Source organism: Pseudomonas sp. L13, assembly GCF_009935965.1.
GTDB classification, from domain to species: domain Bacteria; phylum Pseudomonadota; class Gammaproteobacteria; order Pseudomonadales; family Pseudomonadaceae; genus Aquipseudomonas; species Aquipseudomonas lactis.
This window is the reverse complement of sequence record NZ_QODJ01000029.1, coordinates 23,400-50,326: the sequence shown is the minus strand read 5'-3', so window position 1 is coordinate 50,326 and position 26,927 is coordinate 23,400. Positions and strand designations below refer to the sequence as shown.

Genomic DNA, 26,927 nt, shown 5'->3' with positions numbered 1-26,927 from the left:
ATGACTCAGATCGCCCGCATCAGCGACAAAGGCAATGAACGCCGTCTGCAAGCCGAACGCCTGGTAGGCGCACAGGCATTGCAGGAAGCCCAGGCCCTGCGGTTCAACGTGTTCAGCGGCGAATTCAACGCCAAGCTGAAAGGCGCGGAACTGGGTCTGGACATGGATGACTATGATGTTCACTGCAGCCATATCGGCGTGCGGGATTTGAACAGCGGTCGACTCGTCGCCACCACCCGTCTGCTCGACCACCAGGCCGCCAGCACCCTGGGCCGGTTCTACAGCGAAGAAGAATTCAGCCTGCATGGCCTGCTGCACTTGCAGGGCCCGATCCTGGAGATTGGCCGCACCTGCGTCGACCCGGCCTACCGCAACGGCGGCACCATCGCGGTGCTCTGGGGCGAGTTGGCCGAGGTGCTCAACCAGGGCGGCTACAGCTACCTGATGGGCTGCGCGAGCATCCCGATGCACGATGGCGGCATCCAGGCCCACGCGATCATGCAGCGCTTGCGCGAGCGCTACCTGTGCAACGAACACCTGCGCGCCGAACCGAAAAAACCGCTGCCGGCTCTGGACTTGCCGTCCAACGTCATCGCCGAAATGCCGCCGCTGCTCAAGGCCTACATGCGCCTGGGCGCGAAGATCTGCGGCGAGCCGTGCTGGGATGAAGACTTCCAGGTGGCCGACGTGTTTATCCTGCTCAAGCGCGACGAGTTGTGCCCGCGCTACGCGCGCCACTTCAAGGCGGCCATGTGATGAACCGCCTGCGCATTTACGGGCGCATCGCCCGCGTGCTGTTGGTGGTGGGGCTGGGGTTGAGCATGGCCAGTGTGTTCGGCCTGTTCGAGCGCCTGGGCGTGGCTAACTCGATGGTGCGGCGCCAGCGTTGGTCGCGCTTCTTTATGGCACGACTGACCAACGCCCTGCCCTTTCGCGTGACGGTGCATGGCGAGTTGCCGCAAACGCCGATGCTGTGGGTGAGCAATCATGTGTCGTGGACGGATATCCCGTTGCTGGGCATGGTGGCGCCGATGTCGTTTTTGTCCAAGGCCGAGGTGCGCACCTGGCCGGTGGCGGGCTGGTTGGCGGCCAAGGCGGGCAGCCTGTTTATTCGTCGCGGTTCAGGTGACAGCCAGTTGATCCGCAAGCAGATGACCCGTCATCTGGAGCAACAGCACCCCTTGCTGATGTTCCCCGAAGGCACCACCACTGACGGTCGCGGCCTGCGCACGTTCCACGGGCGCTTGCTGGCCAGCGCGATCGATGCGGATGTGTCACTGCAGCCGGTAGCGATTCGGTATCTGCGCGACGGCCAAGTCGACCCGCTGGCGCCCTTTATTGGCGATGATGATTTGCTCTCGCACCTGATGCGCTTGTTTTCCAATGACCGCGGCGATGTGGAGATTCATGTGCTCAAGCCGATTGCCTGCGCCGGGCAGGAACGTGCGGCGTTGGCGTATCAAGCGCAGCAGGCGGTGCAGAAGGCGTTGTTCGGGCCTGTGCCGGAGGCTGAGCAAGTGGCCGCTCGGCCTGCATTCGCAGCTTGAAGCAATGTGAACACAATCCAAATGTGGGAGCTGGCTTGCCTGCGATGGCGGTGGGTCAGCCACAGCATTCTCAACAGGTAGGCCGCTATCGCAGGCAAGCCAGCTCCCACATTCACATCTCATGTAGTCAGATGAGATTGTGCAAATTTCTGCAACTCTGGGTAGAACAGTCGAAAGTCTTCACTCAACGGCTCATACAAAACCCGCAACTCCTGCATCGCATACCCTAACTCTTCAGGCTGTGTCAGCCGCCGCGAAATCCCCCGCAGCACCTGGTCCATCACCGCAAACTCGCGGTACGAGCCCAACCAATCATCCGCCGCCATGTAGGGTGCAATCTGCGCCAGCCGCCCCGGCAACGCGGGTTCGGCCGCCAACACCCGGTACACCTGGGACGTGAAACGCTCCAGGGGCTGGTCGGCATACAGCGCCCAATCCCGCGCCAGGCAATGGTCAAAAAACACATCGAGGACGATGCCTGCATAGCGCCTGCGGGTCTGGCTGAAACGCGACAACGCCGCCCCTACCAAGGGGTGGCTGTCGGTGAACCGGTCGATGGAGCGATGCAGCTGGATCGCCGCTTCGATTTGTGGGCTGAACTGGCCCTGCAGGCGGCCTTTGACGAAGTCGCCATAGAGGCTGCCCAGCAATTGCGCAGGAAGTTGGCCGCCCAGGTGCAGATGTGCGAGATAATTCATGCCGCGCAGTCTACCACTGCCACTCTCATATCGTTATAACCCGATATACCGATTCGTCTTGGCCTCAGATCAAAATCATATTGGTGTATCGGGATATTACGATTTAAAGTTCGCCTTATCGCGATATAACGCTTTACGACACCGAGCACCCTGCCATGTCCATCGACCTCGACGAAATAATAAAAGCCCTGGCGCACCCAGTACGACGAGACATCCTCACCTGGCTAAAAGACCCGAAAGTGCAGTTCCCCGAGCAATTGCACAACCACGAATACGGCATCTGCGCCGGGCAGATCGACCAGCGCTGCGGCTTGTCGCAGTCGACCGTGTCGGCCCACCTAGCCACCTTGCAACGGGCGGGTTTGATCAGCAGCCAGAAGGCCGGGCAGTGGCACTTTTTCAAGCGCAACGAGGAAGTGATCCAAGCCTTTCTCACGGCGCTCATCACCGAACTCAGCGCGCCGTAATCACCAAGGACACGCCCCATGCCCCTCTCGCTACTCATACTGGCCCTGAGCGCCTTCGCCATCGGCACCACCGAGTTCGTCATCATGGGCTTGCTGCCCGATGTGGCGGCGGACCTGGGTGTGTCGATTCCCGGCGCCGGCTGGCTGGTGACCGGCTACGCCCTGGGCGTGGCCATCGGCGCACCGTTCATGGCACTGGCTACCGCCAAGCTGCCACGCAAGGCGGCGCTGGTAGCGTTGATGGGTATTTTCATTATCGGCAACCTGCTCTGCGCCCTGGCAAGCGACTACAACGTCCTGATGTTTGCCCGTGTGGTCACGGCGCTGTGCCACGGTGCCTTCTTCGGGATTGGTTCGGTGGTGGCGGCCAACCTGGTGCCGGCCAACAAACGTGCGTCGGCCGTGGCATTGATGTTCACCGGGTTGACCCTGGCCAACGTGCTGGGCGTGCCCCTGGGCACGGCGCTGGGCCAGCAAGCCGGCTGGCGCTCGACCTTCTGGGCGGTGACCGTGATTGGCGTGATCGCCTTGATCGGCCTTATTCGCTTCCTGCCCGCCAAGCGTGACGAAGAAAAACTCGATATGCGCGCCGAACTGGCCGCCCTAAAGGGTGCCGGTATCTGGTTGTCGTTGAGCATGACCGCGCTGTTTGCCGCGTCCATGTTTACCCTCTTTACCTACGTCGCGCCGCTGCTCGGCGATGTCACTGGCGTGTCGCCCAAGGGCGTGACCTGGACCCTGCTGCTGATCGGCCTGGGCCTCACCGTGGGCAACATCATCGGCGGCAAACTGGCGGACAAGCGCCTGGCGGCCACCCTGATCGGCGTGTTCATCAGCATGGCAGTGGTGTCCACGGTGCTGAGCTGGACCAGCGTTGCGCTGATCCCGACTGAAATCACCCTGTTCCTGTGGGCCACCGCCTCGTTCGCCGCCGTGCCGGCGCTGCAAATCAACGTGGTGACCTTCGGCAAGGCCGCGCCGAACCTGGTGTCCACCCTGAACATCGGCGCCTTCAACATCGGCAACGCCCTCGGCGCCTGGGTCGGCGGCAGCGTGATTGCCCACGGTTTCGGCCTGACCAGCGTGCCGCTGGCCGCTGCAGCACTGGCGATTCTCGCGCTGCTGGTGACCCTGATCACTTTCCGTCAGGGCGCCAATGCCGACCTGGCCCCCGCGACCCACTGATCAACTTAAAGAGAAGGTGTTTTTCCATGACGACTATTTTCGATCCGATCACACTGGGCGACCTGCAACTGTCGAACCGCATCATCATGGCACCGTTGACCCGCTGCCGCGCGGATGCCGGTCGCGTGCCCAACGCGCTGATGGCCGAATACTACGTGCAGCGCGCATCCGCCGGGCTGATCCTCAGCGAAGCCACCTCCGTAACGCCCATGGGCGTGGGCTACCCGGACACGCCGGGCATCTGGTCCAACGACCAGGTACGGGGCTGGGCCAACATCACCAAGGCCGTGCATGGCGCGGGTGGCAAGATCTTCCTGCAACTGTGGCACGTTGGCCGTATTTCCCACGAGTCCTACCTCAACGGCGAAACCCCAGTGGCCCCGAGTGCAGTCCAGGCTAAAGGCCACGTCAGCCTGGTTCGCCCGCTGGCCGACTACCCTACCCCGCGCGCCCTGGAAACCGCTGAAATCGCCGACATCGTCGACGCCTACCGCACCGGCGCCGAGAACGCCAAGGCCGCCGGTTTCGACGGCGTGGAAATCCACGGCGCCAACGGCTACCTGCTCGACCAGTTCCTGCAAAGCAGCACCAACCAGCGCACCGACCAGTACGGTGGCTCCCTGGAAAACCGTGCGCGCCTGTTGCTGGAAGTCACCGACGCCGCCATCGACGTCTGGGGCGCCGGCCGCGTAGGCGTGCACCTGGCACCGCGTGCTGACGCTCATGACATGGGCGACGACAACCTCGCCGAAACCTTCACCTACGTCGCCAGCGAACTGGGCAAGCGCGGTATCGCGTTCATCTGCTCGCGCGAAAAAGAAGGCGCGGACAGCCTTGGTCCACAGCTGAAAAAAGCCTTCGGCGGCGCATACATCGCCAACGAGCGTTTCACCAAAGACAGCGCCAATGCCTGGCTGGCGGCGGGCAAGGCGGACGCAGTGGCCTTCGGTATTCCTTTCATCGCCAACCCGGACCTGCCGGCGCGGCTGAAGGCTGATGCACCGTTGAACGAGCCGCAGCCGCAAACCTTCTATGGCAAAGGCCCGGTGGGTTACATCGACTACCCGACGCTGCCGATCTAACGTAACCCGCAAACCCAATACTGTAGGAGCGAGCTTGCTCGCGAAAAACGTCAACGATAACGCGCGCTTCCTGAATGAACGCGGCGCCTGTTAGTTTTTCGCGAGCAAGCTCGCTCCTACAGTGTAAGGGGCAAGTCTCCCTCCCACATTTGTGCCGCTTGGAAACATCGCTTCACAGAACGGCAACAATATCGCTACAAAATACTTAGCCGGCTACCTATCAACCGCCCGTCATGCCGTATATAAAGTCACCCCACAAATCAGGCAGAAGGACGATTGACCGTCCTTAGGCTTTACTGTTGACACAACGGGTTGCAATTACGCATTTTGTTTCAATTGCGCAGGCTGGGGCTCAGGCGCAGCATGTCCAGCCCTATGTCAGCCCAGCGCTCGGCGTCCTGGTGCAGTTCAAAGCTATCAGGGACCAGCAGCCACTGGCCGATCAAACCGTGGATGAAGGCATGTATGCAGACGGCCCCGCGGGTGGTGTCGAGATTTTCAGGCAGTTGCCCGCGATTGACCGCGTTACGCAGCGTCAGGCTGATACGCAGGTTGCATTCCAGGCTGTGGGTCTGGCGTTGGCGGCGCATGTCGCACATTTCATCGGTGAACTCGCACTTATGAAACAGAATCTCGTTGATGCGCCGGGTTTTCGGGTCCAGGGCCACTTCATGGTAGAGATGAATCAGCAGCTTGCGCATACAGCCCAGCGGGTCGACTTCATCCTCGCTTTCACTGGCCCGGGCCAGTTCGTCCAGAGGTTCGTGCAGCGTGTCGAGCAGGGCCTGGAGCAAATCGGACTTATTGCTGAAATGCCAATAGATAGCCCCGCGCGTCACCCCTGCCAGCGCAGCGATGTCCGCCAGGGTGGTGCGCGCCACGCCACGCTCATAAAAGGCTTGCTCGGCGGCTTGGAGAATCTGGCTGCGCGTTTCCTGAGCTTCCTCTTTGGTGCGACGAACCATGGCAGTAAAACCTCAATCAGGACACTGTGGATGGTACTTGACCACCATCTGAATAATTGTGGGACGACGCCATCATGGGCGCCGAACGTACTAGAATCGAGGCTTGCGGCGGTGCTTTGTCAACATTGCGCGAAGCCTGTCAAGAGTTTACAAACAACCATGAACGTAAGTATATTGCGTAGCAAGCTACTTATCCACTCATGGCTTGTTTTTTACCCTTCCACACTTCTTGTGCGCACTCTGCGCGCCTGACCCGAGGATCTTCATGCAACTTAAGCCAGCTGTTACCGCTCTGGTCACTGCCGTCGCCCTGGCATCGCTGCTCAGCGGATGTAAAAAGGAAGAAGCGGCACCGCCCGCTCAAACCCCTCAGGTCGGCGTGGTCACCATTCAACCGCAAGCCTATACCCTGACCACCGAGCTGCCAGGCCGCACCACGGCCTTCCGCATTGCGGAAGTTCGGCCGCAGGTCAACGGCATCATTCTCAAGCGCCTGTTCAAGGAAGGCGCCGACGTGAAGGAAGGGCAACAGCTCTACCAGATCGACCCGTCGGTGTATGAGGCCACGCTCAAAAGCGCGCAAGCCAGCCTGACCCAGACCAAGTCCATCACCGATCGCTACAAGCAATTGGTCGATGAGCAAGCCGTCAGCCGTCAGGAATACGACACTGCCGTCGCCAACCGCATGACCGCCGAAGCAAACGTTCAAACCGCCCAGATCAACGTGCGCTACACCAAGGTGTACGCGCCGATCTCCGGGCGTATTGGCCGTTCTTCGGTAACCGAAGGCGCACTGGTCAGCAACGGCCAGGCCGACGCCATGGCGGTCATTCAGCAACTGGACCCGATCTACGTCGATGTCACGCAATCTTCGGCTGAAATGCTCAAGCTGCGTCGCGACCTGGCCAGTGGCCAACTCGAAAAAGCCGGCGAAAACGCTGCCAAGGTCAAGCTGACCCTGGAAGACGGCACGGCCTACGCCCAGGACGGCAAGCTGGAGTTCTCCGAAGTGTCGGTCGACCAGACCACCGGTTCCGTGACCCTGCGTGCCGTGTTCCCCAACCCTGACCACGTGCTGCTGCCGGGCATGTTCGTGCACGCCCAGCTGCTGGCCGGTGTGAACAGCAAGGCCATCCTGGCGCCGCAACAAGGCGTGACCCGCGACCTGCGCGGCATTCCGACGGCGCTGATCGTGAACAAGGACAACAAGGTCGAGCAACGCGAACTGGTTGCCAACCGTACCGCCGGTGCCTACTGGCTGGTGGAAAAAGGCCTCAATGCCGGTGATCGCGTCATCACCGAAGGCTTGCAGTACGTCAAGCCGGGCGCCGAGGTGAAGGTCACGGAAGCCTCCAACGCCAAACCCGCCGGTACCGCTGCAGCGCCTGCTGCCGCTGCTGGTCAAGGGGAGTAATCCATGTCGAAATTTTTTATCGACCGTCCCATTTTCGCCTGGGTAATTGCCCTGGTGATCATGCTGGTCGGGGCACTCTCGATCCTGAAGTTGCCCATCAACCAATACCCGGCCATTGCGCCAACGGCCATTGATATCCAGGTGACCTACCCAGGCGCGTCCGCACAAACCGTGCAGGACACCGTGGTGCAGGTCATCGAGCAACAGCTCAACGGTATCGACAACCTGCGTTATGTCTCCTCGGACAGTAACTCCGACGGCAGCATGACCATCACCGTGACGTTCAACCAGGGTACCAACCCGGATATCGCCCAGGTTCAGGTACAGAACAAGCTGAACCTGGCCACCCCACTGCTGCCGCAAGAAGTGCAGCAGCAGGGTATCCGCGTGACCAAGTCGGTGAAGAACTTCCTGATGGTGATCGGTCTGGTGTCGGAAGACGGCAGCATGACCAAGGACGACCTCTCCAACTACATCGTGTCCAACATCCAGGACCCGATCTCCCGTACTGCGGGGGTGGGTGACTTCCAGGTGTTCGGTTCACAGTACGCCATGCGTATCTGGCTCGACCCGGCCAAGCTGAACAACTACCAGCTCACGCCAGTGGACGTCAGCAATGCCATCAAGGCTCAGAACGTGCAGGTGGCCACCGGCCAACTAGGCGGCCTGCCTGCCCTGCCCGGCACCCAGCTGAACGCCACGATCATCGGCAAGACGCGCCTGCAAAGCACCGAGGAATTCGCCAAGATCCTGATGAAGGTGAACACCGATGGCTCCCAGGTTCGCCTGGGTGACGTCGCGCGCATCGAACTGGGCGGCCAGAACTACAGCATCAGTGCACAGTTCAACGGCAAGCCGGCTTCGGGTATGGCAATCAAGCTGGCGGCCGGTGCCAACGCACTGGACACTGGCAAGGCCATCCGCGAAACAGTGAAGTCCCTGGAGCCGTTCTTCCCGCCTGGCATGAAGGCGGTGGTGCCGTATGACACCACCCCGGTCGTGACCGAGTCGATCTCCGGTGTGGTTCACACCCTGGTCGAAGCGATCGTGCTGGTGTTCCTGGTGATGTTCCTGTTCTTGCAGAACTTTCGCGCCACCATCATCACCACCATGACCGTACCGGTGGTATTGCTGGGTACCTTCGGGATCCTGGCGGCGTGCGGCTTCACCATCAACACCCTGACCATGTTCGGCATGATCCTGGCCATCGGCTTGCTGGTGGACGATGCCATCGTGGTGGTGGAAAACGTCGAACGGGTAATGGCCGAGGAGCACCTGTCGCCCAAGGAAGCAACGATCAAGTCCATGGGCCAGATCCAGGGCGCCCTGGTGGGTATTGCCCTGGTACTGTCGGCGGTACTGCTGCCAATGGCGTTCTTTGGTGGTTCCACCGGCGTGATCTACCGGCAGTTCTCCATCACCATTGTTTCGGCGATGGCGTTGTCGGTACTGGTTGCCCTGATCTTCACCCCGGCATTGTGCGCCACCATGCTCAAGCCGATTGATCCGGAAAAACACGGCCAACCCAAGCGCGGCTTCTTCGGCTGGTTCAACCGCACCTTCGATCGTGGCGTACTCAAGTACGAGCGCGGCGTGGGCGGCATGATCAAGCACAAGATCCCTGCGTTCCTGGTGTATGCGCTGATCCTGGCCGGCATGATCTGGATGTTCACCCGTATTCCAAGCGCGTTCCTGCCTGAGGAAGACCAGGGTGTGATCTTCGCCCAGGTACAGACCCCGGTCGGTGCTTCGGCTGAACGCACGCAGAAAGTCGTCGACGACATGCGCGCCTTCCTGCTGAACGACAAGGAAGGCGAGCCAGGCGAAGGCAAGGCGGTGAAGTCGGTGTTTACCGTGAACGGCTTCAACTTCGCCGGTCGTGGCCAGAGTTCGGGGCTTGCGTTCGTAATGCTCAAGCCATGGGATGAGCGTGATGCGAGCCAGTCGGTGTTCGAGGTGGCCAAGCGTGCCCAGGGTTACTTCTTCGGGGCCTTCAAGGACGCCATGGTATTTGCCATCGTGCCGCCTTCGGTACTGGAGTTGGGTAACGCCACAGGTTTCGACGTGTTCCTGCAAGACCAGGGTGGCGTCGGCCACGACAAGCTGATGGCTGCACGTAATCAGTTCCTGGGCGCGGCGGCACAAAGCAAGGTGCTGGCCGGCGTACGTCCTAACGGCGTGAACGATGAGCCGCAGTACGAGCTGACCGTTGACGACGAGAAGGCCAGTGCCCAAGGCATCAGCCTCGCCGATATCCAGCAGACCCTGGCCATTGCCTTGGGTGGTAGCTACATCAACGACTTCATCGACCGTGGTCGCGTGAAGAAGGTGTATGTACAAGGTGACGCCGCCAGCCGCATGTCGCCCGAAGACCTGGACAAATGGTACGTGCGCAGCAACGACGGGAAAATGGTGCCGCTGTCGGCTATCTCGTCGGGCCAGTGGATCTACGGTTCGCCCAAGCTTTCGCGATACAACGGTGTAGCGGCGATGGAAATCCTCGGTACCCCGGCACCGGGCTACAGTACCGGTGACGCGATGGCCGAAGTCGAACGCATTGCCAAAGAGCTGCCGGCCGGTATCGGTTATGCCTGGACAGGCCTGTCGTACGAAGAACGCCTTTCCGGTTCCCAGGCGCCAGCGCTGTACGCACTGTCGCTGCTGGTCGTGTTCCTGTGCCTGGCGGCACTGTACGAAAGCTGGTCGATCCCGATCGCGGTAATTCTGGTTGTACCTTTGGGTGTGATCGGTGCGTTGATCGCCACCAGCATGCGCGGCTTGTCCAACGACGTGTTCTTCCAGGTGGGCCTGTTGGTAACGGTGGGCCTGGCGGCGAAAAACGCCATCCTCATCGTGGAATTCGCCAAGGAACTGCACGAGCAAGGCAAAGGCATCGTCGAGGCGGCTATCGAAGCATCCCGCATGCGTCTGCGCCCGATCATCATGACCTCGTTGGCGTTCATGCTCGGCGTACTGCCGCTGGCAATCTCCACCGGCGCCGGCTCAGGCAGCCAGCACGCAATCGGTACCGGCGTTATCGGCGGTATGATCACGGCCACTGTGCTGGCGATCTTCTGGGTGCCGCTGTTCTACGCAACCGTGTCCGCCGCTGGCGAACGCAAAAAGAAAGACACCACTGAAACTCCTAAAGAGGCTGGCCAATGAGCAAGTCGCTACTTTCCCTAGCCGTCACCGCATTCGTGCTCAGTGGCTGCTCGCTGATACCTGACTATCAGCGCCCCGAAGCGCCGGTGGCCGCGCAGTTCCCGCAGGGGCCGGCGTATTCGTCGGCCCAGGCGCCGAGCCAGGCCGCTGCCGAGCAAGGCTGGAAGCAGTTTTTCCATGACCCTGCCCTGCAGCAATTGATCCAGACCGCGTTGGTGAACAACCGTGACCTGCGTGTCGCGGCGCTGAACATCGACGCCTATGCGGCGCAATACCAGATCCAACGTGCCGATCTGTTCCCGGCCGTGTCGGCCACCGGTAACGGCAGCCGCTCGCGCACCCCGGCCAAGCTGTCGCAGACCGGCGAATCGACCATCGCCAGCCAGTACTCGGCGGGCCTGGGCATCAGTTCGTATGAGTTGGACCTGTTCGGCCGCGTGCGCAGCCTCAGTGAAGAAGCGCTGCAAAAGTACTTCGCCACTGAAGAAGCGCGCCGCAGCACCCAAATCAGCCTGGTGGCCAGCGTGGCGAATGCCTACCTGACCTGGCAGGCCGACAAGGAGCTGCTCAAGCTGACCCAGGACACCCTGGGCGCATTCGAGCAGAGCTACAAGCTCACCTCGCGCAGCAATGAAGTGGGCGTGGCCTCGGCCCTCGACCTCAGCCAGGCACGCACCTCGGTGGAAAACGCCCGTGTGCAACTGGCCCGTTACACCCGCCAGGTGGCCCAGGACGAAAACAGCCTGACCCTGCTGCTGGGCACCGGCCTGCCGGCCAATATCGCCAGCAAGCCGCTGTCCGATGACCTGCTCAGTGAAGTACCGGCCGGCTTGCCCTCGGACCTGCTGCAACGTCGCCCCGACATTGTGCAGGCCGAGTACAACCTCAAGGCGGCCAACGCCAATATCGGCGCGGCCCGTGCGGCGTTCTTCCCGAGCATCAGCCTGACCGCCAGCGCCGGTACCGCCAGCCCTACCCTGGGCGGCCTGTTCAAAGGCGGTTCGGGGACCTGGGCGTTTGCCCCGCAGATCAACATCCCGATCTTCAACGCCGGTAGCCTGCGCGCAAGCCTGGACTACTCGAAGATCCAGAAAGAGATCAACGTAGCCAACTACGAGAAGGCCATCCAGACCGGCTTCCAGGAAGTCTCCGACGGCCTCGCCGCGCGTGCGACCTACAAGCAGCAACTGGATGCCCAGCGCGGCTTCGTCGAGGCTAACCAGGATTACTACCGCCTGGCCGAGCGTCGCTACCGCATTGGTGTCGACAGCAACCTGACCTTCCTCGACGCCCAGCGCCAACTGTTCAGTGCCCAGCAATCGCTGATCACCGACCGCCTGGCGCAGCTCACCAGCGAGGTCAACCTGTACAAGGCCCTCGGCGGTGGCTGGAACGAGCAGACTGCAAAGAGCGAGCCATTGAAAGAAGAAGCACCACCGTTGAAGTTGTTCTGATAGCACTTATAAAAAGCCCACCTTCAAGGTGGGCTTTTTATATGTAACACCTTATTTTTTTAAAACTTTAATAATAACGTCTACCCACCCCACAACCCTTGAGTTAAACCCCGTCGTTTTCCGCCCAGAATTCGTCTGATTCAACTTTTACGACATATCCATCCCGATCCAAGTAGCTGAATTTGAAAGACGCTTTTATATGCTGCTTTCCATCATTAAAAGTAACACTCTGAACCTTGAGTAAACCGTTGCCGAACGCATCCCCCCCTATACCGCCATTGGGCCGCCCTTCACCATAGATAGCTGCAACCTCCCAATCGCCATCAAAAGGACTTTTAATTTCATAGCTTTTCTGCTCAAGTGCGAGCGTGGCTGTCAGGCTGACAGCAGGGACTCTGTTAGCACCTGTATCCTCCCCAAAAAAAGCTTCAATTACTGACCGCCAGGAGTCAATGTAAAAATTCAGCCATTGCGTCTTTAACACTTCCTCGGGTTGCCCTGCCCTTGTAACCCGCAACTCTATGTTGCCATGAGAGCTACTCACCGACTTGCGAGTTTTCCCGAACGTATCTAGATCGTCTAACGAAACTTTTTTAGTACTGGGTATAGTCATTTCGATTTCTCCTGAAGAGTAGGTCTGCGAACGCTCCCAAACCATCGTCGAGCATTAACTCTACAGCGGCAAAACCTCACCCTCTACTGTAAAACTTGACAGCTTGACAATGGCAGATCGCCCAAAACTCCTCTTGAGCGGAGCCACATTTATGCTTGGCCTGGCTCCCCCGATGCCCGGTAACTTACGTTCGATCATCGCCCACAACCCGCCTTCCCCTACTTTCATCGCCCCCGCACCGCCGCGCAACATGGCCGCCACCTGCATAAACCCAATAACAACAGGTCCACACCATGAGCACTTTCCAACCGCGTCAGCTGTTGCTGGCGGCTGCTGTCGCCAGTTCTGCCCTGCCCGTTTTCGCCCAGGAGCACGGCTTTCTCGAAGACGCCATCGCCAACCTCAACCTGCGTAACTTCTTCTTCAACCGCAACTTCACCAACCCGACCAAAGCCCAGGGTGGCGCACAGGAGTGGACGCAAAGTTTCATCCTCGACGCCAAGTCCGGGTTCACCCAGGGTACAGTCGGTTTTGGTGTGGACGTGCTGGGCTTGTACTCGCTCAAGCTCGATGGCGGGCGTGGCACGGGCGGCACGCAGTTGCTGCCGCTGGACCATGACGGCCGGCCAGCCGATGAGTTTGGCCGGCTGGGCGTGGCATTCAAGGCGCGCTTTTCCAAGACCGAGCTGAAGGTGGGCGAATGGATGCCGGTGCTGCCGATCCTGCGCTCCGACGATGGTCGCTCCTTGCCACAGACCCTGCGTGGCGGGCAGATCACCTCGAAGGAAATCGACGGCCTGACCCTCTATGGCGGCCAATTCCGCGCCAACAGCCCGCGGGACGACGGCAGCATGAGCGACATGTCGATGGTCGGCAAAACCGCCTTCACCTCCGACCGCTTCAATTTCCAGGGCGCCGAATACGCATTCAACGACAAACGCACCCAAGTCGGCGTGTGGAATGCCCAGCTCAAGGACATCTACAGCCAGCAGTTCGTCAACCTGATCCACAGCCAGCCCGTAGGCGACTGGACCCTGGGCGCCAACCTGGGCTTCTTTTACGGTAAGGAAGACGGCAGCGCTCGCGCCGGAGACCTGGACAACAAAACCTGGTCCGGTTTGTTCTCAGCCAGGTACGGCGGCAACACCTTCTACGTCGGCCTGCAAAAACTCACCGGCGACAGTGCCTGGATGCGCGTCAACGGCACCAGCGGCGGCACACTGGCCAACGACAGCTACAACTCCAGCTACGACAACGCACAGGAAAAATCCTGGCAAGTGCGCCACGACTACAACTTCGCCGCCCTCGGTGTACCGGGCCTGACCCTGATGAACCGCTATATCAGCGGCAGCAACGTGCACACCGCCACTATCACCGACGGCAAGGAATGGGGCCGCGAGACCGAAGTGGGCTATACGGTGCAGAGCGGCACCCTGAAAAACTTCAACGTGCGCTGGCGCAATTCGAGCATGCGCAGGGATTACAGCAACAACGAGTTCGATGAGAACCGGTTGATCGTCAGCTATCCGATCAGTCTGTTATAGAGACGCCGTGCATCAGGCACGTCAAAATCCGGACCTGCGGCAAGCCCTTGCATCTGCCTGTCAAAGCACGGGGCATGCCGCTCCCCCCGCCTACCCGAGCGTGCGCAGCGTTTAACCGCTGTGCACCGGTCATCAAGCAATGTTTCCAACACGGGATGCCTGATTACTCTCATAACCAGGGTACATCCAGCACCAATAAATGAAGGAACGATTACCCTCACAGTTACCACTCATGGATGCCTGACCTTCGTACAAACGAAAGCTTGGAAAAACCACCAACATCAAATAAGCAGATGGCTATCCAATGAACTCAGTAACCCCTCCAATCGCCCCTCCAACGACTCCCGTACCCTCCAGCCCAACCAACTCGGCAGCCCCCACCAGTGGCACTTGGGTTCGCTCAACGACACACATGCTGGTGGATGACGGCAACCTGAGGGCCAGCCAGGAAACCTTAAAGTCCCATAGGGATCCCAATAACCTACGGCTCGTGGGTAACATCTTGACCCTCGAAACAGGAGACGCTTGGGACAAGATCCATATCAGTCAACGCCCGGACGGCCAACTTAACGTGAAGGTCAACGATAGGACTTACACCTTCAACGGCAATCCGCCTTCAGACAAAGGCGCTCGGCCTCCGTTCTTCGAACTGAACATCAAAACCGGCGGGGGCAACGACAACATAATCCTGGACCCCAATGTCACCGCCACCGTGAAAATCGAGTCGGGGGACGGTGATGACACTATTAAAGCCGGAGGAGGCGATACCGATATTTTCGCAGGCCGCGGAGACGATCATGTCCACCTTGGCAGTGGCACCAGCTATGTAGAAGGTGGCGAGGGTGACGACACCATCATAGGCGGTACCGGTGACGCAGTGATGTACGGAAACAACGGCAAGGATAAGCTGTACGCAGGTGCCGGATCGACCACAAAAACCAATTACCTGGACGGTGGTGATGGCGACGACGAGCTGTACGCGGGTAATGGCCACACGGTAATCAATGGCGGCCTGGGCGACGACCAACTGGTCGCTCATGACAACACCACGATCTATACCGGAAAAGGGTTCGATACCGTATGGGCCAATAGGACCAAAGCACGCATCTACGCACAAAGCGAAGATCGCCTGGTAGGCGCAGGGCAGTCCGATACCACAGTGGTGACGCCAAGCGATGCGGGTCGCAAAGCCTTTAGTGTCGTGGGGTCCGATTCGTTCAAACAACGGGTCGAAGACGATCTGGAGCTACTGCGTGCCTCACCCGCAGGCCAGAAGATGCTGGAGGAGCTGGATAAAGCGGCCGAGCGAAATGATGCTCCAATCACTATCGAGGAGGGTGAAGGCAACGCCTACACGTTCGGCTCCAGCGAATTGCAAAAACTCAGCCCAGAAGAGCAAAGCGCTATCAGCCAGGATGACCCGAGAAAGGGCGGTATGATAGATGGAGTGCCCGGTGCCCGCGCAGACCAAGGCAAAGTTACATACAACCCAGCCGTAACGATGACCCCCGCGGGGACGGTGTCTCCTATAGTCCAGTTCTACCATGAGCTGTCGCATGCCTGGAACGGCGCCAACGGTACAACGCTGGACGGCACCACCGATGGCCAGGCAAATGCTGAATTGCAGGCCGTAGGACTGCCAACTGATGCGCCACCTTTTGACTTCGATAACGATCCCTCAACCCCACCGACCTCCACCAACCCGTCTCCGCTAACCGAGAACGCATTGAGAACGGAAATGGGCAGACCACTGCGAACAAGTTACCTCTGATACCAGCAAGTGAAGTCGCACTGGGCTAAAGAAAGATTCAGGCAGTCTGTGCATGGATTTTTTCAGATGCAAATGTCCTGTATCGTGCGCGCCTGCCGCTGCTGATTCGCCCAGCAGCGGCCACTATTCGAGCCCGTGCACACTATGAAATCCATCGCCATCGCAATGGCCCTGGCGTTGAGCCTCAGCGGTTGCATCGGCCCGCCCCTTGCCCTGACACCTCAAACCGAACAGCGCCTGCAGACCCTGGCGCCGATCCGTTTCCTGGTGACCTTCGACGACGGCCCAAGCGCCTCTGGCTACAACAATCCGAGCCGTTCGGTAGTGGCCGACCTGGCCAATAACCCGGTGTTACCGGGGATCAAGGCGGTGTTCTTCCTGCAGACCGAAGCCACTCGCGCAGGCGGCAGTTCTCGGGGGCGCAAGACCATGGAGCGTGAATTCGCCGCTGGCCATGTCCTGGCCTTCCACACTGCTACCGCGTTTCACACCAATCATCGCTGGTTGAACGACGCCACGCTGGAACACACCCTTACCGAAGGCGCCGCAGACATTGCCGCCATCACGGGCGCTCCCCCCGTGCTGGTACGCCCGCCCTTCTGGAACTACGACAAGCGTACCTTCTCCGCCTACCAACGCCACGGCATGCAGGTACTGCTGACGGACTTGAGTGCCAATGACGGCAAGATCTGGGGCTTCAATGCCAGCCCGCGTCGGCGGGCCAACCTGTATCGACAATTGTCGGTGGTGCGCGAGCGTATTGCCGTAGGTGAACTGCCGACGGTGGAGGGGGTGATCCCGGTGGTGGTGACCTTCCATGACATCAACCGCTACACCGCGCGGCACATGCAGGAGTACTTGCAGATCCTGATGGACAGCGCGCGGGTCAACGGATTGAAGACCGCGGCAGAGCCGTTCTATACCGACCACGCCGCGCTGGAACGCGCGGCGCTGGCCCGTACGGTCAAGGATGTGAACGAGCCCGTGCATTTGCCGGGGGTGTGGAATTGGCTGTGGGATGCTGATTCCCACTGATACCTGAGTCAGGTGGAGCTCCCACATTTAGATCGTATTCCAGCTCAGGTCTCGCGGGACTCCACGCCCAACTCATCCCACACTGACTCAGCCAGGTGAAACGTCGCATTCGCTGCCGGGATCCCGCAGTAGATTGCACTCTGCATCAGCACTTCCTTGATCTCGGCACGGGTCACGCCGTTGCTGGCGGCGGCGCGCAGGTGCAGTTTCAGTTCTTCACTGCGGTTCATGCCGATCAGCATCGCGATGGTGATCAGGCTGCGGGTGTGCCGAGGCAAGCCAGGGCGGGTCCAGATGTCACCCCAGGCGTGGCGGGTGATCATTTCCTGGAACTCGCTGTTGAACTCGGTCAGGGCATTGAGGCTGCGGTCGACATGGGCATCGCCCAGTACTTCGCGGCGCACGTTCAGGCCCTCGGCGTAACGTTGTTTCTCGTCCACAAACAGCTCCTCAGCGGGCCAGCAAAAATTCGATCACCCGGTCGCTGAACGCAGCACCGGCCTGAACGTTGGACAGGTGCGCCGCATAGAACTCGGCATATTCAGCACCCCGCACATGGCTCTGGATAAAGTGGCCACCGGCCGGCGGCGTCACCGCGTCTTCGGTGCCGGCAATCACTAGGGTCGGCACCTTGATCGAGGACAATTGCTCACGGAAATCCGCATCGCGCACGGCGCCGCAGTTGGCGGCATAACCCAAGGGCGACGTGGCCGCGAGCATATCGGTGATCTGCTTGGCCTGGTGCGGGTTGGCAGCGGCGAAATCTGCGGTGAACCAGCGCGCAATCGACGCATCGCGCAGCGCCACCATCGCGGCTGCGCCATCACGCAGGACCATGTCGATACGCGGGTTCCACACCTCGGGCGTACCGATCTTGGCCGCGGTATTACACACCACCAGGCGTTGCAGGCGCTCGCCGGCATGAATGCCCAGCCATTGGCCGATCAAGCCACCCATGGACAGCCCGCAAAAATGCGCCTTCTGGATATCCAGCGCATCCAGCAGTGCGATCACGTCTTGGCCCAACTGCTCGATGCTGTAGGGCCCCTCGGTCACCAGGGATTGGCCGTGGCCACGGGTGTCGAAGCGCAGTACGCGAAAATGCTCGGTGAAGGCTGGAATCTGGATATCCCACATATGCAGGTCGGTACCCAGGGAATTGGACAGCACCAATACCGGTGCGTCGGTGGGCCCCTCGAGTTGGTAATGCAGTTCGCCCTCGGCGAGTTGTACAAAAGCCACAGCGGTCTCCTCAGGCAGTCAAAGCAAAATGTTCGGTCACTGCACGCGTAACCCAGGTGGACGCCTGGCCCAGGTAGTGGGCCGGGTCGAGCAGGCGGTCCAGTTCAGCCGCTGACAGCTCGGCAGTGACGTGCGGCTCCTCCGCCAGCACCGCGCGCAAATGGCGCTGCTCGGCGACCGCACGTTTGCAGCACTGCTCCAGCAGATGGTGCGCGGTGTCACGGCCCAAGCGTTGGGCGAGCACGATACTCACCGCTTCGGCCAGCACCAGGCCCTGGGTCAGGTCGAGGTTCTGTGCCATGCGCTCGGCATTCACTTCCAGTCCTTCACTGACTAGCAATGCCTGGTGCAAGGCACCGGAGACCAAGCGGCAAATCTCGGGCAGGGTTTCCCATTCGGCGTGCCACAAGCCCAGGCTGCGTTCGTGTTCTTGGGGCATGGCGCTGAACATCGTTGCCACCAGGCCCGGTACGCGGGTGGCTGCGCTGATCAACACTGCGGCGCCCACCGGGTTGCGTTTGTGCGGCATGGTGGACGAACCGCCCTTGCCCGGCGCCGAAGGCTCGAACACTTCCGCCGCTTCGGTCTGCATCAACAGGCTGATATCGCGGCCCAACTTGCCGAGGCTGCCGGCGATCAGGCCAAGCAGGCTGGCAAATTCCACCAGGCGGTCACGCTGGGTGTGCCAGGGTTGTTCCGGCAAGCCCAGTTGCAACTCGGCGGCCAAGGCTTCGGCCACGGGCATGGCGTGTTCGCCGAGCGCCGCCAAAGTGCCCGACGCGCCGCCAAATTGCAGCACCAACAAGCGTGGTTTCAATTCGGCCAGGCGCTGGCGACTGCGCGTCACCGCGCCCAGCCAACCGGCGATTTTCATCCCCAGGGTGACCGGCGTCGCGTGCTGCAACCAGGTGCGCCCGGCCAACGGCACGGTGGCGTAACGCTGGGCCTGGGCGGCCAAGACCTCACCTAGGCGAGCCAGGTCGGCCTCGATCAATTCCACCCCACGGCGCAGTTGCAGCACCAGGCCGGTGTCCATCACGTCCTGGCTGGTTGCGCCCAGGTGCACATAACGCTCGGCGTCGGCGTCCTCACTGGCGATCAACTTGCCCAACGCCTTCACCAATGGAATCGCAGAGTTGCCCGCCGTGGCAATCGCGCTGCCAAGGGCATCCACGTCATACAGCGACGCCAGGCACGCCTGGGCAATCGGTGCGACGGCGGCCCGGGGAATCAACCCGACCCGCGCCTGCGCCCGGGCCAGTGCAGCTTCGAAATCCAGCATGCCCTGCAAGCGTCCCTGGTCACAGAACACGTCGGCCATGCTGTCAGCGGTGAAATAAGCGTCGAACAGTTGATTGCTCGTGCGCAACGTCATAACTCATCCCTTACAGATCGTGATGCAGGTACGCCGCCTGTTTCGGCAAGCGCAAGCTGAACAGGAAGGCCACCGCCATCATCGCGGTGACGTACCAATAAAAGGTGTTTTCCATGCCGATGGATTTGAGGCTCAGCGCAACCACTTCTGCCGAACCGCCAAACACCGCGTTAGCCACCGCATACGCCAGGCCCACGCCCAAGGCACGCACCTGCGGCGGGAACATCTCCGCTTTGACCAGGCCGCTGATGGAGGTGTAGAAGCTGACAATCGCCAAGGCCAGAGTGATCAGCACAAATGCCAGAAACGGGCTGGTCACGGTTTTCAAGGTCAGTAGGATCGGCACGGTAAACAGCGTGCCAAGGCCGGCGAACCAGAGCATCGAATTACGTCGGCCGATCTTGTCGGCCAACATGCCGAACAACGGCTGCATGCACATATACAGAAACAGCGCGCCGGTCATGATGTAGCTCGACGTCTTGGCGTGCATACCCACGGTGTTCACCAGGTACTTCTGCATGTAGGTGGTGAAGGTATAGAAAATCAGCGAGCCGCCGGCGGTGTAGCCCAGCACCGTAATGAAAGCTTTGCCGTGGTCGCGAAACAGCGCAACGATACTGCCGGCGTCCTTGTCTTCGCGCATTTCCTTGCTGGTGGTTTCTTTGAGGGTGCGACGCAGCAGCAGGGAGATCACGGCAGCGATGGCACCGATCACAAACGGAATGCGCCAGCCCCAGGCGCGCAGTTCTTCTTCGGTGAGGAGCTGTTGCAGGATCACCACCACCAGCACCGCCAGCAACTGGCCGCCGATCAGGGTCACGTACTGGAACGAGGCGAAGAAGCCACGCTGGCCCTTGAGCGCGACTTCACTCATGTAGGTGGCCGTGGTGCCGTATTCGCCGCCCACCGACAAGCCCTGGAACAGTCGTGCCACCAGCAGCAGCGCCGGGGCCCAGGCACCGATGTCGTTATAGGTGGGCAGGAAGGCGATGACCAGGGAGCCGCCGCACATCATCAGCACCGAGATCATCATCGAGTTCTTGCGCCCGTGCTTGTCGGCCACCCGGCCAAACAACCAGCCGCCAATCGGGCGCATCAGGAACCCGGCGGCAAACACACCGGCGGTGTTGAGTAACTGCACCGTGGGGTCGTCCGAGGGGAAAAACGCCGGGGCAAAATAAATCGCACAGAAGGCATAGACGTAGAAGTCGAACCATTCGACCAGGTTGCCGGAGGACGCACCGACAATCGCAAAGATCCGTTTGCTGCGTTCTTCTCCGGTGTAGTGGCTGGTTTTTGTTGTCATGTTTTTTTACTCAGTGGGAACGGTTATAGCCTAGACATACTTTGCAACAATCCTGTTCCGCAAGCAGACTTTTGGATAGGTGGGGCCTGAACCTCATCCCTGTAGGAGCGAGCTTGCTCGCGAAAAACCTGAGAGCGCCGCGTTCATTCAAGCTGACCGCGTTATCGTTGGCGATTTTCGCGAGCAAGCACGCTCCTACAAGGACCGGTCAATAGTCGAAGAACACCGTTTCCTTATCTGTGCCCTGCAAAATCACATTCCACTGATAAACCCCTGCCGCATCCGCCTTGGCAATCAGGGTGCTACGACGTTCGGCCGGTACACACGCCAGCAACGGGTCATCGCCATTGAGCGCCTCACCGTCAAAATAAATCCGCGTCAGCAAGTGCTTCACCAACCCACGGGCAAACACCAGCACCACCAAGTGCGGCGCCTGGGTGGTGCCCTTGAGCCCCGGCACACTGCCCGGCTTGATGGTGGTAAAGCGAAAACGCCCTTCGGCATCCACCGGCACGCGGCCGAAGCCTTCGAAGTTCGGGTCGAGCGCTTTGTCCTGCTCGTCTTCCGGGTGGGCATATTTGCCGGCGGCATTGGCCTGCCAGACTTCCAGCATGGCGTCGTTGACGACATCACCGTTGCCGTCCACCACTTGCCCGCTGATTGCCACGCGTTCGCCGAGGGTGGCGGTGACGGTCAGGTCTTCACGGTTCAGCCAGGTCAGGCCAATGTGGTAATACGGCCCGACGGTGTGGGACGTGGTCGCGTTGAGTGTCATCTCATTTCTCCATCGGCGTGGCGTCGCGGCCACGCAGGACGATGTCCCAGCGGTAGCCGAGGGCATAGGAAGGAATGGTTTTTTCCAGGTCGAAACTGGCGATCAAGCGTTGCTTGGCGCTGGTGTCCGGCACGCAGTTGTAGATCGGGTCGTACTCCAGCAACGGATCGCCCGGGAAATACATTTGCGTCACCAAGCGCGTCAGCACGCTGGGGCCGAACAGCGAAAAGTGGATATGCGCCGGGCGCCACGCGTTGTGGTGGTTGCCCCACGGGTAGGCGCCAGGCTTGATGGTCTGGAACTGGTACCAGCCGTCGGCGTCGGTGACGGTGCGCCCGGTGCCGGTGAAATTAGGGTCCAGCGGCGCATCGTGCAGGTCACGCTTGTGGTTGTAGCGGCCAGCGGCGTTGGCCTGCCAGATCTCCACGAGGATGCCCGGCACTGGCAATCCGTTTTCGTCCAGCACGCGGCCATGGATGATGATGCGCTCGCCTTGCGGCTCGCCCTCATGCTGGGCCGTCAGGTCGTTGTCCTTGTCATTGATCCGTTCGGCGCCGATGGTCGGGCCGGTGATTTCCGACAAGGAATGGGGCAGGAACACCAAAGGCTGGGACGGCGAACGCAGGTTCGTCGACTGGTAGGCCGGGTGCAGGTAATCAGGCTGGGTGCCCGCTTGCGGGCGCCGGTAACCGGGCTTGTCACTCATGGAGCAATCCTCTTTTAGTTATCAGACGCGTTCAATCGCCAGGGCCAGGCCTTGGCCAACGCCAACGCACATGGTCGCCAGGCCTTTGCGGCCGCCGGTTTTTTCCAATTGGTGCAGGGCCGTCAGCACCAACCGCGCACCACTCATTCCCAGGGGATGGCCGAGGGCAATGGCGCCGCCGTTGGGGTTGACCTGCGGCGCATCGTCGGCAATGCCCAGTTCGCGCAGCACCGCCAGGCCTTGGCTGGCGAAGGCTTCGTTGAGTTCGATCACATCAAAGTCAGTGACCGCCAACCCCAGGCGCTCCACCAGCTTGCGCACCGCCGGCACCGGGCCGATGCCCATCACTCGCGGGGCGACACCGGCACTGGCCATGCCCAGCACACGGGCGCGGGCGGTGAGGCCGTGTTGCTTGACGGCCTCGGCGCTGGCGAGAATCAACGCGGCGGCGCCATCATTGACCCCCGAAGCGTTGCCGGCGGTGACGGTCTTGTCCGCACCGTTGACCGGCTTGAGCTTGGCCAAGGCTTCCAACGTGGTGTCCCGTGGATGCTCATCGTGTTCCACCAGGGTTTCGCCTTTTTTATGGGCGACCCGCACCGGTACGATTTCCTCCGCAAAAAAACCGGCAGCCTGGGCGGCGGCGGTGCGTTGCTGGCTGCGCAGGGCGAAAGCGTCCTGGTCGGCGCGGGAAACCTGGTAGTCATCGGCGACGTTATCGGCGGTCTGCGGCATGGCATCCACGCCGTACTGGGCCTTCATCAGCGGGTTGATAAAGCGCCAGCCAATGGTGGTGTCTTCCAACTTCATGTTGCGCGAGAACGCCGCGTCGGCCTTGCCCATCACAAACGGAGCGCGGGACATCGACTCGACGCCACCGGCAATCGCCAGCTCCATTTCACCGCTGGCAATCGCGCGAAAGGCAGTGCCGATGGCGTCCATGCCCGAGGCGCACAGGCGGTTGAGGGTCACGCCGGGAATGCTTTCCGGTAGCCCCGCCAGCAGCAACGCCATGCGTGCCACGTTGCGGTTATCTTCACCGGCCTGGTTGGCGCAGCCGAGGAAGACTTCGTCTACGGCGCTCCAGTCCACCGACGGGTTGCGCTCAATCAGCGCCTTGATCGGCAGCGCCGCCAGGTCGTCGGCACGCACCGTGGACAGGCCTCCGCCGAAACGGCCGATAGGCGTGCGAATGGCATCACAGATATAAACCTCGCGCATCAGGCTTCTCCCGGTGCTTGGCCGTGGGCAGCCGCGGTGCGCGCTTCGAGGTCACGCAGGGCGGTCAGTTCGGTCTCGGTGGGCTCAGCGGTGGTGCTCACCTGGTCGGCAAAGCGAATCGCCCAGCCGGTGGCGGCGACCACTTGCTCGCGGGTCACGCCCGGATGCAGCGCAGTGACCACGAACTCATGGCTGCCCTCCTCCGGCTCCATGATGCAAAGGTCGGTAATGATGCCCACAGGGCCGGCGCCGGGCAGGCCCAGACGCTTGCGTGAGTCGCCACCTTCGCCGTGCCCCACAGAGGTGATGAAATCGAGTTTGTCGACGAACGAACGGGACGACTGCTTCAGGATGATCAGCACGCTCTTGGCGGAACCGGCGATTTCCGGCGCGCCACCGGCACCCGGCAAACGCACTTTGGGCTGGTGATAATCACCGACCACGGTGGTGTTGATATTGCCGAAACGGTCGACCTGGGCCGCGCCGAGAAAACCGACATCAATACGCCCGCCCTGCAGCCAGTAGCGAAAAATCTCACCGGTGGGCACCACGGTGTCGGCGGTCTCCGCCAGCTCGCCATCACCGATGGACAGCGGCAATACGCTGGGCTTGGCCCCAATCGGGCCCGACTCGTAGATCAGCACCACATCCGGCGAAGACGTCAGGCGCGCCAGGTTGGCGGCCTTCGATGGCAGGCCGATGCCGACGAAGCACACCGAGCCGTTCTTGAGGCGGCGTGCGGCGGCGACGGTCATCATTTCATTAGTGGAGTAAGCCATTACTTAGCCTCCTGCGCGGTGGCCAGCTTGGCCTGGAATTCACTGAAGTCGGCAGTGCCATGGATATATTCGTCGATCCAGGCGGTAAAGGTCCCACGGTCGCGGGCAATCGGGTCCCACGCCTGATAGAAGCGGTTATCCCGCTCGTTGTAGCCGTGCGCGTAGGACGGATGGGCACCACCGGGTACGTGGCACACCGCCGTCAGCGCCCAGGTTGGCAGCACGCAGCTGTTCATCGGCGCATTCAGGTCGTCGACGATTTCCTCGACGGTGACGATGCAGCGCTTGGCCGCCAGGGCCGCTTCCTTTTGCACCCCCAGAATGCCCCAGAGCAGCACGTTGCCTTTGCGGTCGGCTTTCTGCGCGTGAATCACGGTTATGTCCGGACGCACCGATGGCACTGCCGCCAGCACTTCACCGGTGAAGGGGCAAGTGACGGTCTTGATCAGCGGGTTGACCTTGGGCAAGTCGGAACCTGCGTAGGCACGCAACACGGCGAACGGCAGGCCCGAGGCACCGGCGACGTAGGCATTGGCCAGGTCGGCGTGGCTGTGCTCTTCGATCTCCAGCGCTTGCGGCCATTGTTTCTCTACCGCGTCACGCAGGCGATGCAGGGAACCCACGCCCGGGTTGCCGCCCCAGGAGAAAATCAACTTGCGTGCACAGCCGGCACCGATCAACTGGTCGTAGATCAGGTCAGGCGTCATGCGCACCAGTGTCAGGTCTTTCTTGCCCTGACGAATGATTTCATGGCCTGCGGCCGTAGGGATCAGGTGGGTGAAGCCTTCAAGGGCGACGGTATCGCCGTCGTTCACGAAGCGCTTGACCGCATCACGCAGGGTGAGAATTTCAGCCATGGGGTTGGGCTCCCGGTGTTGATCGAAAAAGGCGCTGAGGTGGCGCCGAAGTGCTTGAAGGTTAAGCCGGGGCAATAGTCCAAACAATCCGATAATCGACTGAGTGTTCGATTATCGAACCGATTGTTGCCTAGCTAATCTTCTGATCAAACGCCATTCATAGGTGACTGGCGCCAAGCCCTTTGTAGGAGCGAGCTTGCTCGCGAAAAACTCAAAGGCGCCGCGCTCATTCAGGAAGCACGCGTTATCGTTGACGTTTTTCGCGAGCAAGCTCGCTCCTACATGTTCAAACAGTACCGGGGCTCAGGTCGCATCGGCATGGCTGACCATGCCCTTGATCACCACCGCTGCCGTGGCCAATGCCGCCGGAATCACCAACGCCGTGAGCACCTGCTCGAAGTTCCAGCCCAGGCCCAGCAAGGTAGCGCCCATCCACGCCCCCAGGATCGCGCCGAAGCGGCCGATGCCGAGCATCCACGACACCCCGGTGGCACGGCCCTGAGTAGGGTAGAAACGTGCCGCCAGAGACGGCATCGCCGATTGCGCACCGTTGACGCACATCCCGGCAACCAGCACCAGGGTAGCCAACAGCGTGATGTTGCCCAGGCTCTGCCCCACTGCGTAGGCAAACACCCCTGCCAGCAGATAGAAAGTGCCGATCACTTTGTGCGGGTTGAACCGGTCCATCGCCCAGCCGACGCCCACCGCGCTCAGCACCCCACCAAACTGGAACAGCGCGCCGATGAACGCGGCCTGCTCCATGCTCGCGCCACTGTCGCGCATCAAGGTGGGGAGCCAACTGGTCAGCAGGTAAACGATCACCAGGCCCATGAAATACGTGAGCCACAACAGCAAAGTGCCAGCGCTGTAGGTGCCCGAGAAGATCACCGCGAACACATTGCGGGCCTTGACGGTTTTTTGCTCCGGCACGCTGAAGTGAGTGGCCTGGGCGACGATGCTTGGCTCGATAGGGGCCAGGGTCTTGCGCACCTTGTCGGTGCCGCGATTGCGCACCACCAGGTAACGCGCCGATTCCGGCAGCCAAACCAACAGCACCACCGCCAGGATCAACGGCAGGATGCCGCCGATCAGCAACAGGCTGTGCCAGCCGAACGCGGGGATCAGCTTGGCCGAAATAAACCCGCCCCCGGCCATGCCCAGGTTGAAGCCACAGAACATGCTGGTCACTAACAAGGATTTATGCCGCTCGGGGGTGTATTCAGAGAGCAAGGTGGTGGCATTCGGCATGCCGGCGCCCAGGCCCAGGCCGGTGAGAAAGCGCAGTACCAGCAACTGGTCGACATTTGTGCTGTAAGCCGACGCCAGGCTGAACGCACCAAACACCAACACCGCGCCGACCAGCACGACTTTGCGGCCAAAGCGGTCGGCCAGCGGGCCGGAACCGAGTGCGCCAAACACCATGCCGATCAACGCGGCGCTCATCACCGGGCCGAGGCTGGCGCGGTCGATGCCCCAGTCCTGGGACAGCGCGGGCGCGATAAAGCCCATGGCGGCCGTGTCGAGGCCGTCGAGAAAGACAATCAGGAAACACAGGATCACGACGCGCCACTGATAGCGCGAGAGTGGCTGGGTGTTGATAAAGGACTGTACGTCCAGAGTGGTACCGACAGAAGGCTGATTCATTATTTTTATTCCACACCGATGGCGGGCTGACGGCCTGGGGCCGTCGTTCTTATTGGGCAGCTCCTCAGAGCGCTGCCGCACA

Annotated in this window: 24 protein-coding genes; 11 read left to right on the top strand and 13 right to left on the bottom strand. The window is 60.9% G+C overall.

The annotated features are described in order from the left end of the window. Together olsB and DK871_RS16000 are read left to right on the top strand one after the other, a co-directional pair. Entirely contained in the window at positions 1-756 is a 756-nt protein-coding gene (olsB, locus tag DK871_RS16005) for an L-ornithine N(alpha)-acyltransferase (protein ID WP_003189352.1), read from the top strand. Next, positions 756-1,547, top strand: a complete 792-nt coding sequence (locus tag DK871_RS16000; RefSeq protein WP_161905718.1) for a lysophospholipid acyltransferase family protein — start codon at positions 756-758, stop codon at positions 1,545-1,547. Before olsB ends, DK871_RS16000 begins: the two co-directional genes overlap by 1 nt. A gap of 119 nt (positions 1,548-1,666) precedes the next feature. Here the strand turns inward: DK871_RS16000 and DK871_RS15995 are convergent, their stop codons facing one another. Beyond that, positions 1,667-2,245 (bottom strand): ACP phosphodiesterase, encoded by a 579-nt coding sequence (locus DK871_RS15995; RefSeq protein WP_161905717.1) that lies wholly within the window; start codon positions 2,243-2,245, stop codon positions 1,667-1,669. A gap of 155 nt (positions 2,246-2,400) precedes the next feature. Here DK871_RS15995 and DK871_RS15990 point away from each other — a divergent pair, with 155 nt between their 5' ends. Genes DK871_RS15990 through DK871_RS15980 form a run of 3 tightly spaced genes read left to right on the top strand, consistent with a single transcriptional unit; the run spans position 2,401 to position 4,979 of the window. After that, the gene (locus DK871_RS15990) at positions 2,401-2,712 is read left to right on the top strand and encodes a helix-turn-helix transcriptional regulator (RefSeq protein WP_003189349.1); all 312 of its coding nucleotides are present in this window, start codon (positions 2,401-2,403) and stop codon (positions 2,710-2,712) included. Between the two features lie 18 nt (positions 2,713-2,730). Then, positions 2,731-3,897: an MFS transporter gene (locus tag DK871_RS15985; protein WP_161905716.1), complete on the top strand. Its 1,167-nt coding sequence runs from the start codon at positions 2,731-2,733 to the stop codon at positions 3,895-3,897. Between the two features lie 26 nt (positions 3,898-3,923). Further along, positions 3,924-4,979: an alkene reductase gene (locus tag DK871_RS15980; RefSeq protein ID WP_161905715.1), complete on the top strand. Its 1,056-nt coding sequence runs from the start codon at positions 3,924-3,926 to the stop codon at positions 4,977-4,979. A gap of 332 nt (positions 4,980-5,311) precedes the next feature. On the opposite strand, the gene DK871_RS15975 is transcribed toward DK871_RS15980, so the two are convergent. Beyond that, a complete protein-coding gene (locus DK871_RS15975) occupies positions 5,312-5,944 on the bottom strand; it encodes a TetR family transcriptional regulator (protein ID WP_056790401.1) in 633 nt (210 codons plus the stop codon). A 265-nt stretch (positions 5,945-6,209) separates the two neighbouring features. Here DK871_RS15975 and DK871_RS15970 point away from each other — a divergent pair, with 265 nt between their 5' ends. The 3 genes from DK871_RS15970 to adeC are packed head-to-tail and all read left to right on the top strand — an operon-like array spanning position 6,210 to position 11,977. After that, positions 6,210-7,358 carry an efflux RND transporter periplasmic adaptor subunit gene (locus DK871_RS15970; protein ID WP_054898422.1) on the top strand — a complete coding sequence of 383 codons (1,149 nt, stop codon included), beginning with the start codon at positions 6,210-6,212 and terminating at the stop codon, positions 7,356-7,358. A 3-nt stretch (positions 7,359-7,361) separates the two neighbouring features. After that, positions 7,362-10,523 carry an efflux RND transporter permease subunit gene (locus DK871_RS15965; protein ID WP_161905714.1) on the top strand — a complete coding sequence of 1,054 codons (3,162 nt, stop codon included), beginning with the start codon at positions 7,362-7,364 and terminating at the stop codon, positions 10,521-10,523. Next, entirely contained in the window at positions 10,520-11,977 is a 1,458-nt protein-coding gene (gene adeC, locus DK871_RS15960; protein ID WP_161905713.1) for an AdeC/AdeK/OprM family multidrug efflux complex outer membrane factor, read from the top strand. The genes DK871_RS15965 and adeC overlap by 4 nt, the downstream gene beginning before the upstream one ends. Before the next feature lie 103 nt (positions 11,978-12,080). Here adeC and DK871_RS15955 read toward each other — a convergent pair whose 3' ends face one another. Further along, positions 12,081-12,590 (bottom strand): hypothetical protein, encoded by a 510-nt coding sequence (locus DK871_RS15955; protein ID WP_161905712.1) that lies wholly within the window; start codon positions 12,588-12,590, stop codon positions 12,081-12,083. A 293-nt stretch (positions 12,591-12,883) separates the two neighbouring features. Between DK871_RS15955 and DK871_RS15950 the strand changes: the two genes are divergently transcribed. The 3 genes from DK871_RS15950 to DK871_RS15940 all read left to right on the top strand — a co-directional run bounded on the left by DK871_RS15950 (position 12,884) and on the right by DK871_RS15940 (position 16,940). Beyond that, on the top strand, positions 12,884-14,134 hold the full coding sequence (locus tag DK871_RS15950; RefSeq protein ID WP_161905711.1) for an OprD family porin: 1,251 nt from the start codon (positions 12,884-12,886) through the stop codon (positions 14,132-14,134). A 412-nt stretch (positions 14,135-14,546) separates the two neighbouring features. Next, entirely contained in the window at positions 14,547-15,905 is a 1,359-nt protein-coding gene (locus tag DK871_RS15945; protein WP_256677476.1) for a M91 family zinc metallopeptidase, read from the top strand. Positions 15,906-16,049: 144 nt separating this feature from the next. Then, the gene (locus DK871_RS15940) at positions 16,050-16,940 is read left to right on the top strand and encodes a polysaccharide deacetylase family protein (protein WP_161905709.1); all 891 of its coding nucleotides are present in this window, start codon (positions 16,050-16,052) and stop codon (positions 16,938-16,940) included. Positions 16,941-16,984: 44 nt separating this feature from the next. Here the strand turns inward: DK871_RS15940 and pcaC are convergent, their stop codons facing one another. The 10 genes from pcaC to DK871_RS15890 form a co-directional block, all read right to left on the bottom strand. Continuing rightward, positions 16,985-17,380: a 4-carboxymuconolactone decarboxylase gene (gene pcaC, locus DK871_RS15935; RefSeq protein ID WP_161905708.1), complete on the bottom strand. Its 396-nt coding sequence runs from the start codon at positions 17,378-17,380 to the stop codon at positions 16,985-16,987. 10 nt (positions 17,381-17,390) lie between these two features. Continuing rightward, the gene (gene pcaD, locus DK871_RS15930; protein WP_161905707.1) at positions 17,391-18,182 is read right to left on the bottom strand and encodes a 3-oxoadipate enol-lactonase; all 792 of its coding nucleotides are present in this window, start codon (positions 18,180-18,182) and stop codon (positions 17,391-17,393) included. A gap of 10 nt (positions 18,183-18,192) precedes the next feature. Continuing rightward, positions 18,193-19,557 (bottom strand): 3-carboxy-cis,cis-muconate cycloisomerase, encoded by a 1,365-nt coding sequence (locus DK871_RS15925; RefSeq protein WP_161905706.1) that lies wholly within the window; start codon positions 19,555-19,557, stop codon positions 18,193-18,195. 10 nt (positions 19,558-19,567) lie between these two features. Next, positions 19,568-20,863: an MFS family transporter gene (locus DK871_RS15920; protein WP_161905705.1), complete on the bottom strand. Its 1,296-nt coding sequence runs from the start codon at positions 20,861-20,863 to the stop codon at positions 19,568-19,570. A 208-nt stretch (positions 20,864-21,071) separates the two neighbouring features. Beyond that, positions 21,072-21,638 carry a protocatechuate 3,4-dioxygenase subunit alpha gene (pcaG, locus tag DK871_RS15915; RefSeq protein ID WP_044272689.1) on the bottom strand — a complete coding sequence of 189 codons (567 nt, stop codon included), beginning with the start codon at positions 21,636-21,638 and terminating at the stop codon, positions 21,072-21,074. Position 21,639: 1 nt separating this feature from the next. Beyond that, a complete protein-coding gene (gene pcaH, locus DK871_RS15910; RefSeq protein ID WP_044272687.1) occupies positions 21,640-22,344 on the bottom strand; it encodes a protocatechuate 3,4-dioxygenase subunit beta in 705 nt (234 codons plus the stop codon). A 21-nt stretch (positions 22,345-22,365) separates the two neighbouring features. Continuing rightward, entirely contained in the window at positions 22,366-23,568 is a 1,203-nt protein-coding gene (pcaF, locus tag DK871_RS15905) for a 3-oxoadipyl-CoA thiolase (RefSeq protein WP_169855585.1), read from the bottom strand. Beyond that, on the bottom strand, positions 23,565-24,344 hold the full coding sequence (locus DK871_RS15900) for a CoA-transferase subunit beta (protein ID WP_003189301.1): 780 nt from the start codon (positions 24,342-24,344) through the stop codon (positions 23,565-23,567). Before DK871_RS15900 ends, pcaF begins: the two co-directional genes overlap by 4 nt. Then, entirely contained in the window at positions 24,344-25,201 is an 858-nt protein-coding gene (locus tag DK871_RS15895; RefSeq protein ID WP_003189300.1) for a CoA transferase subunit A, read from the bottom strand. Before DK871_RS15895 ends, DK871_RS15900 begins: the two co-directional genes overlap by 1 nt. A gap of 303 nt (positions 25,202-25,504) precedes the next feature. After that, positions 25,505-26,845: an MFS transporter gene (locus DK871_RS15890; protein WP_032893120.1), complete on the bottom strand. Its 1,341-nt coding sequence runs from the start codon at positions 26,843-26,845 to the stop codon at positions 25,505-25,507. Positions 26,846-26,927: the final 82 nt, after the last annotated feature.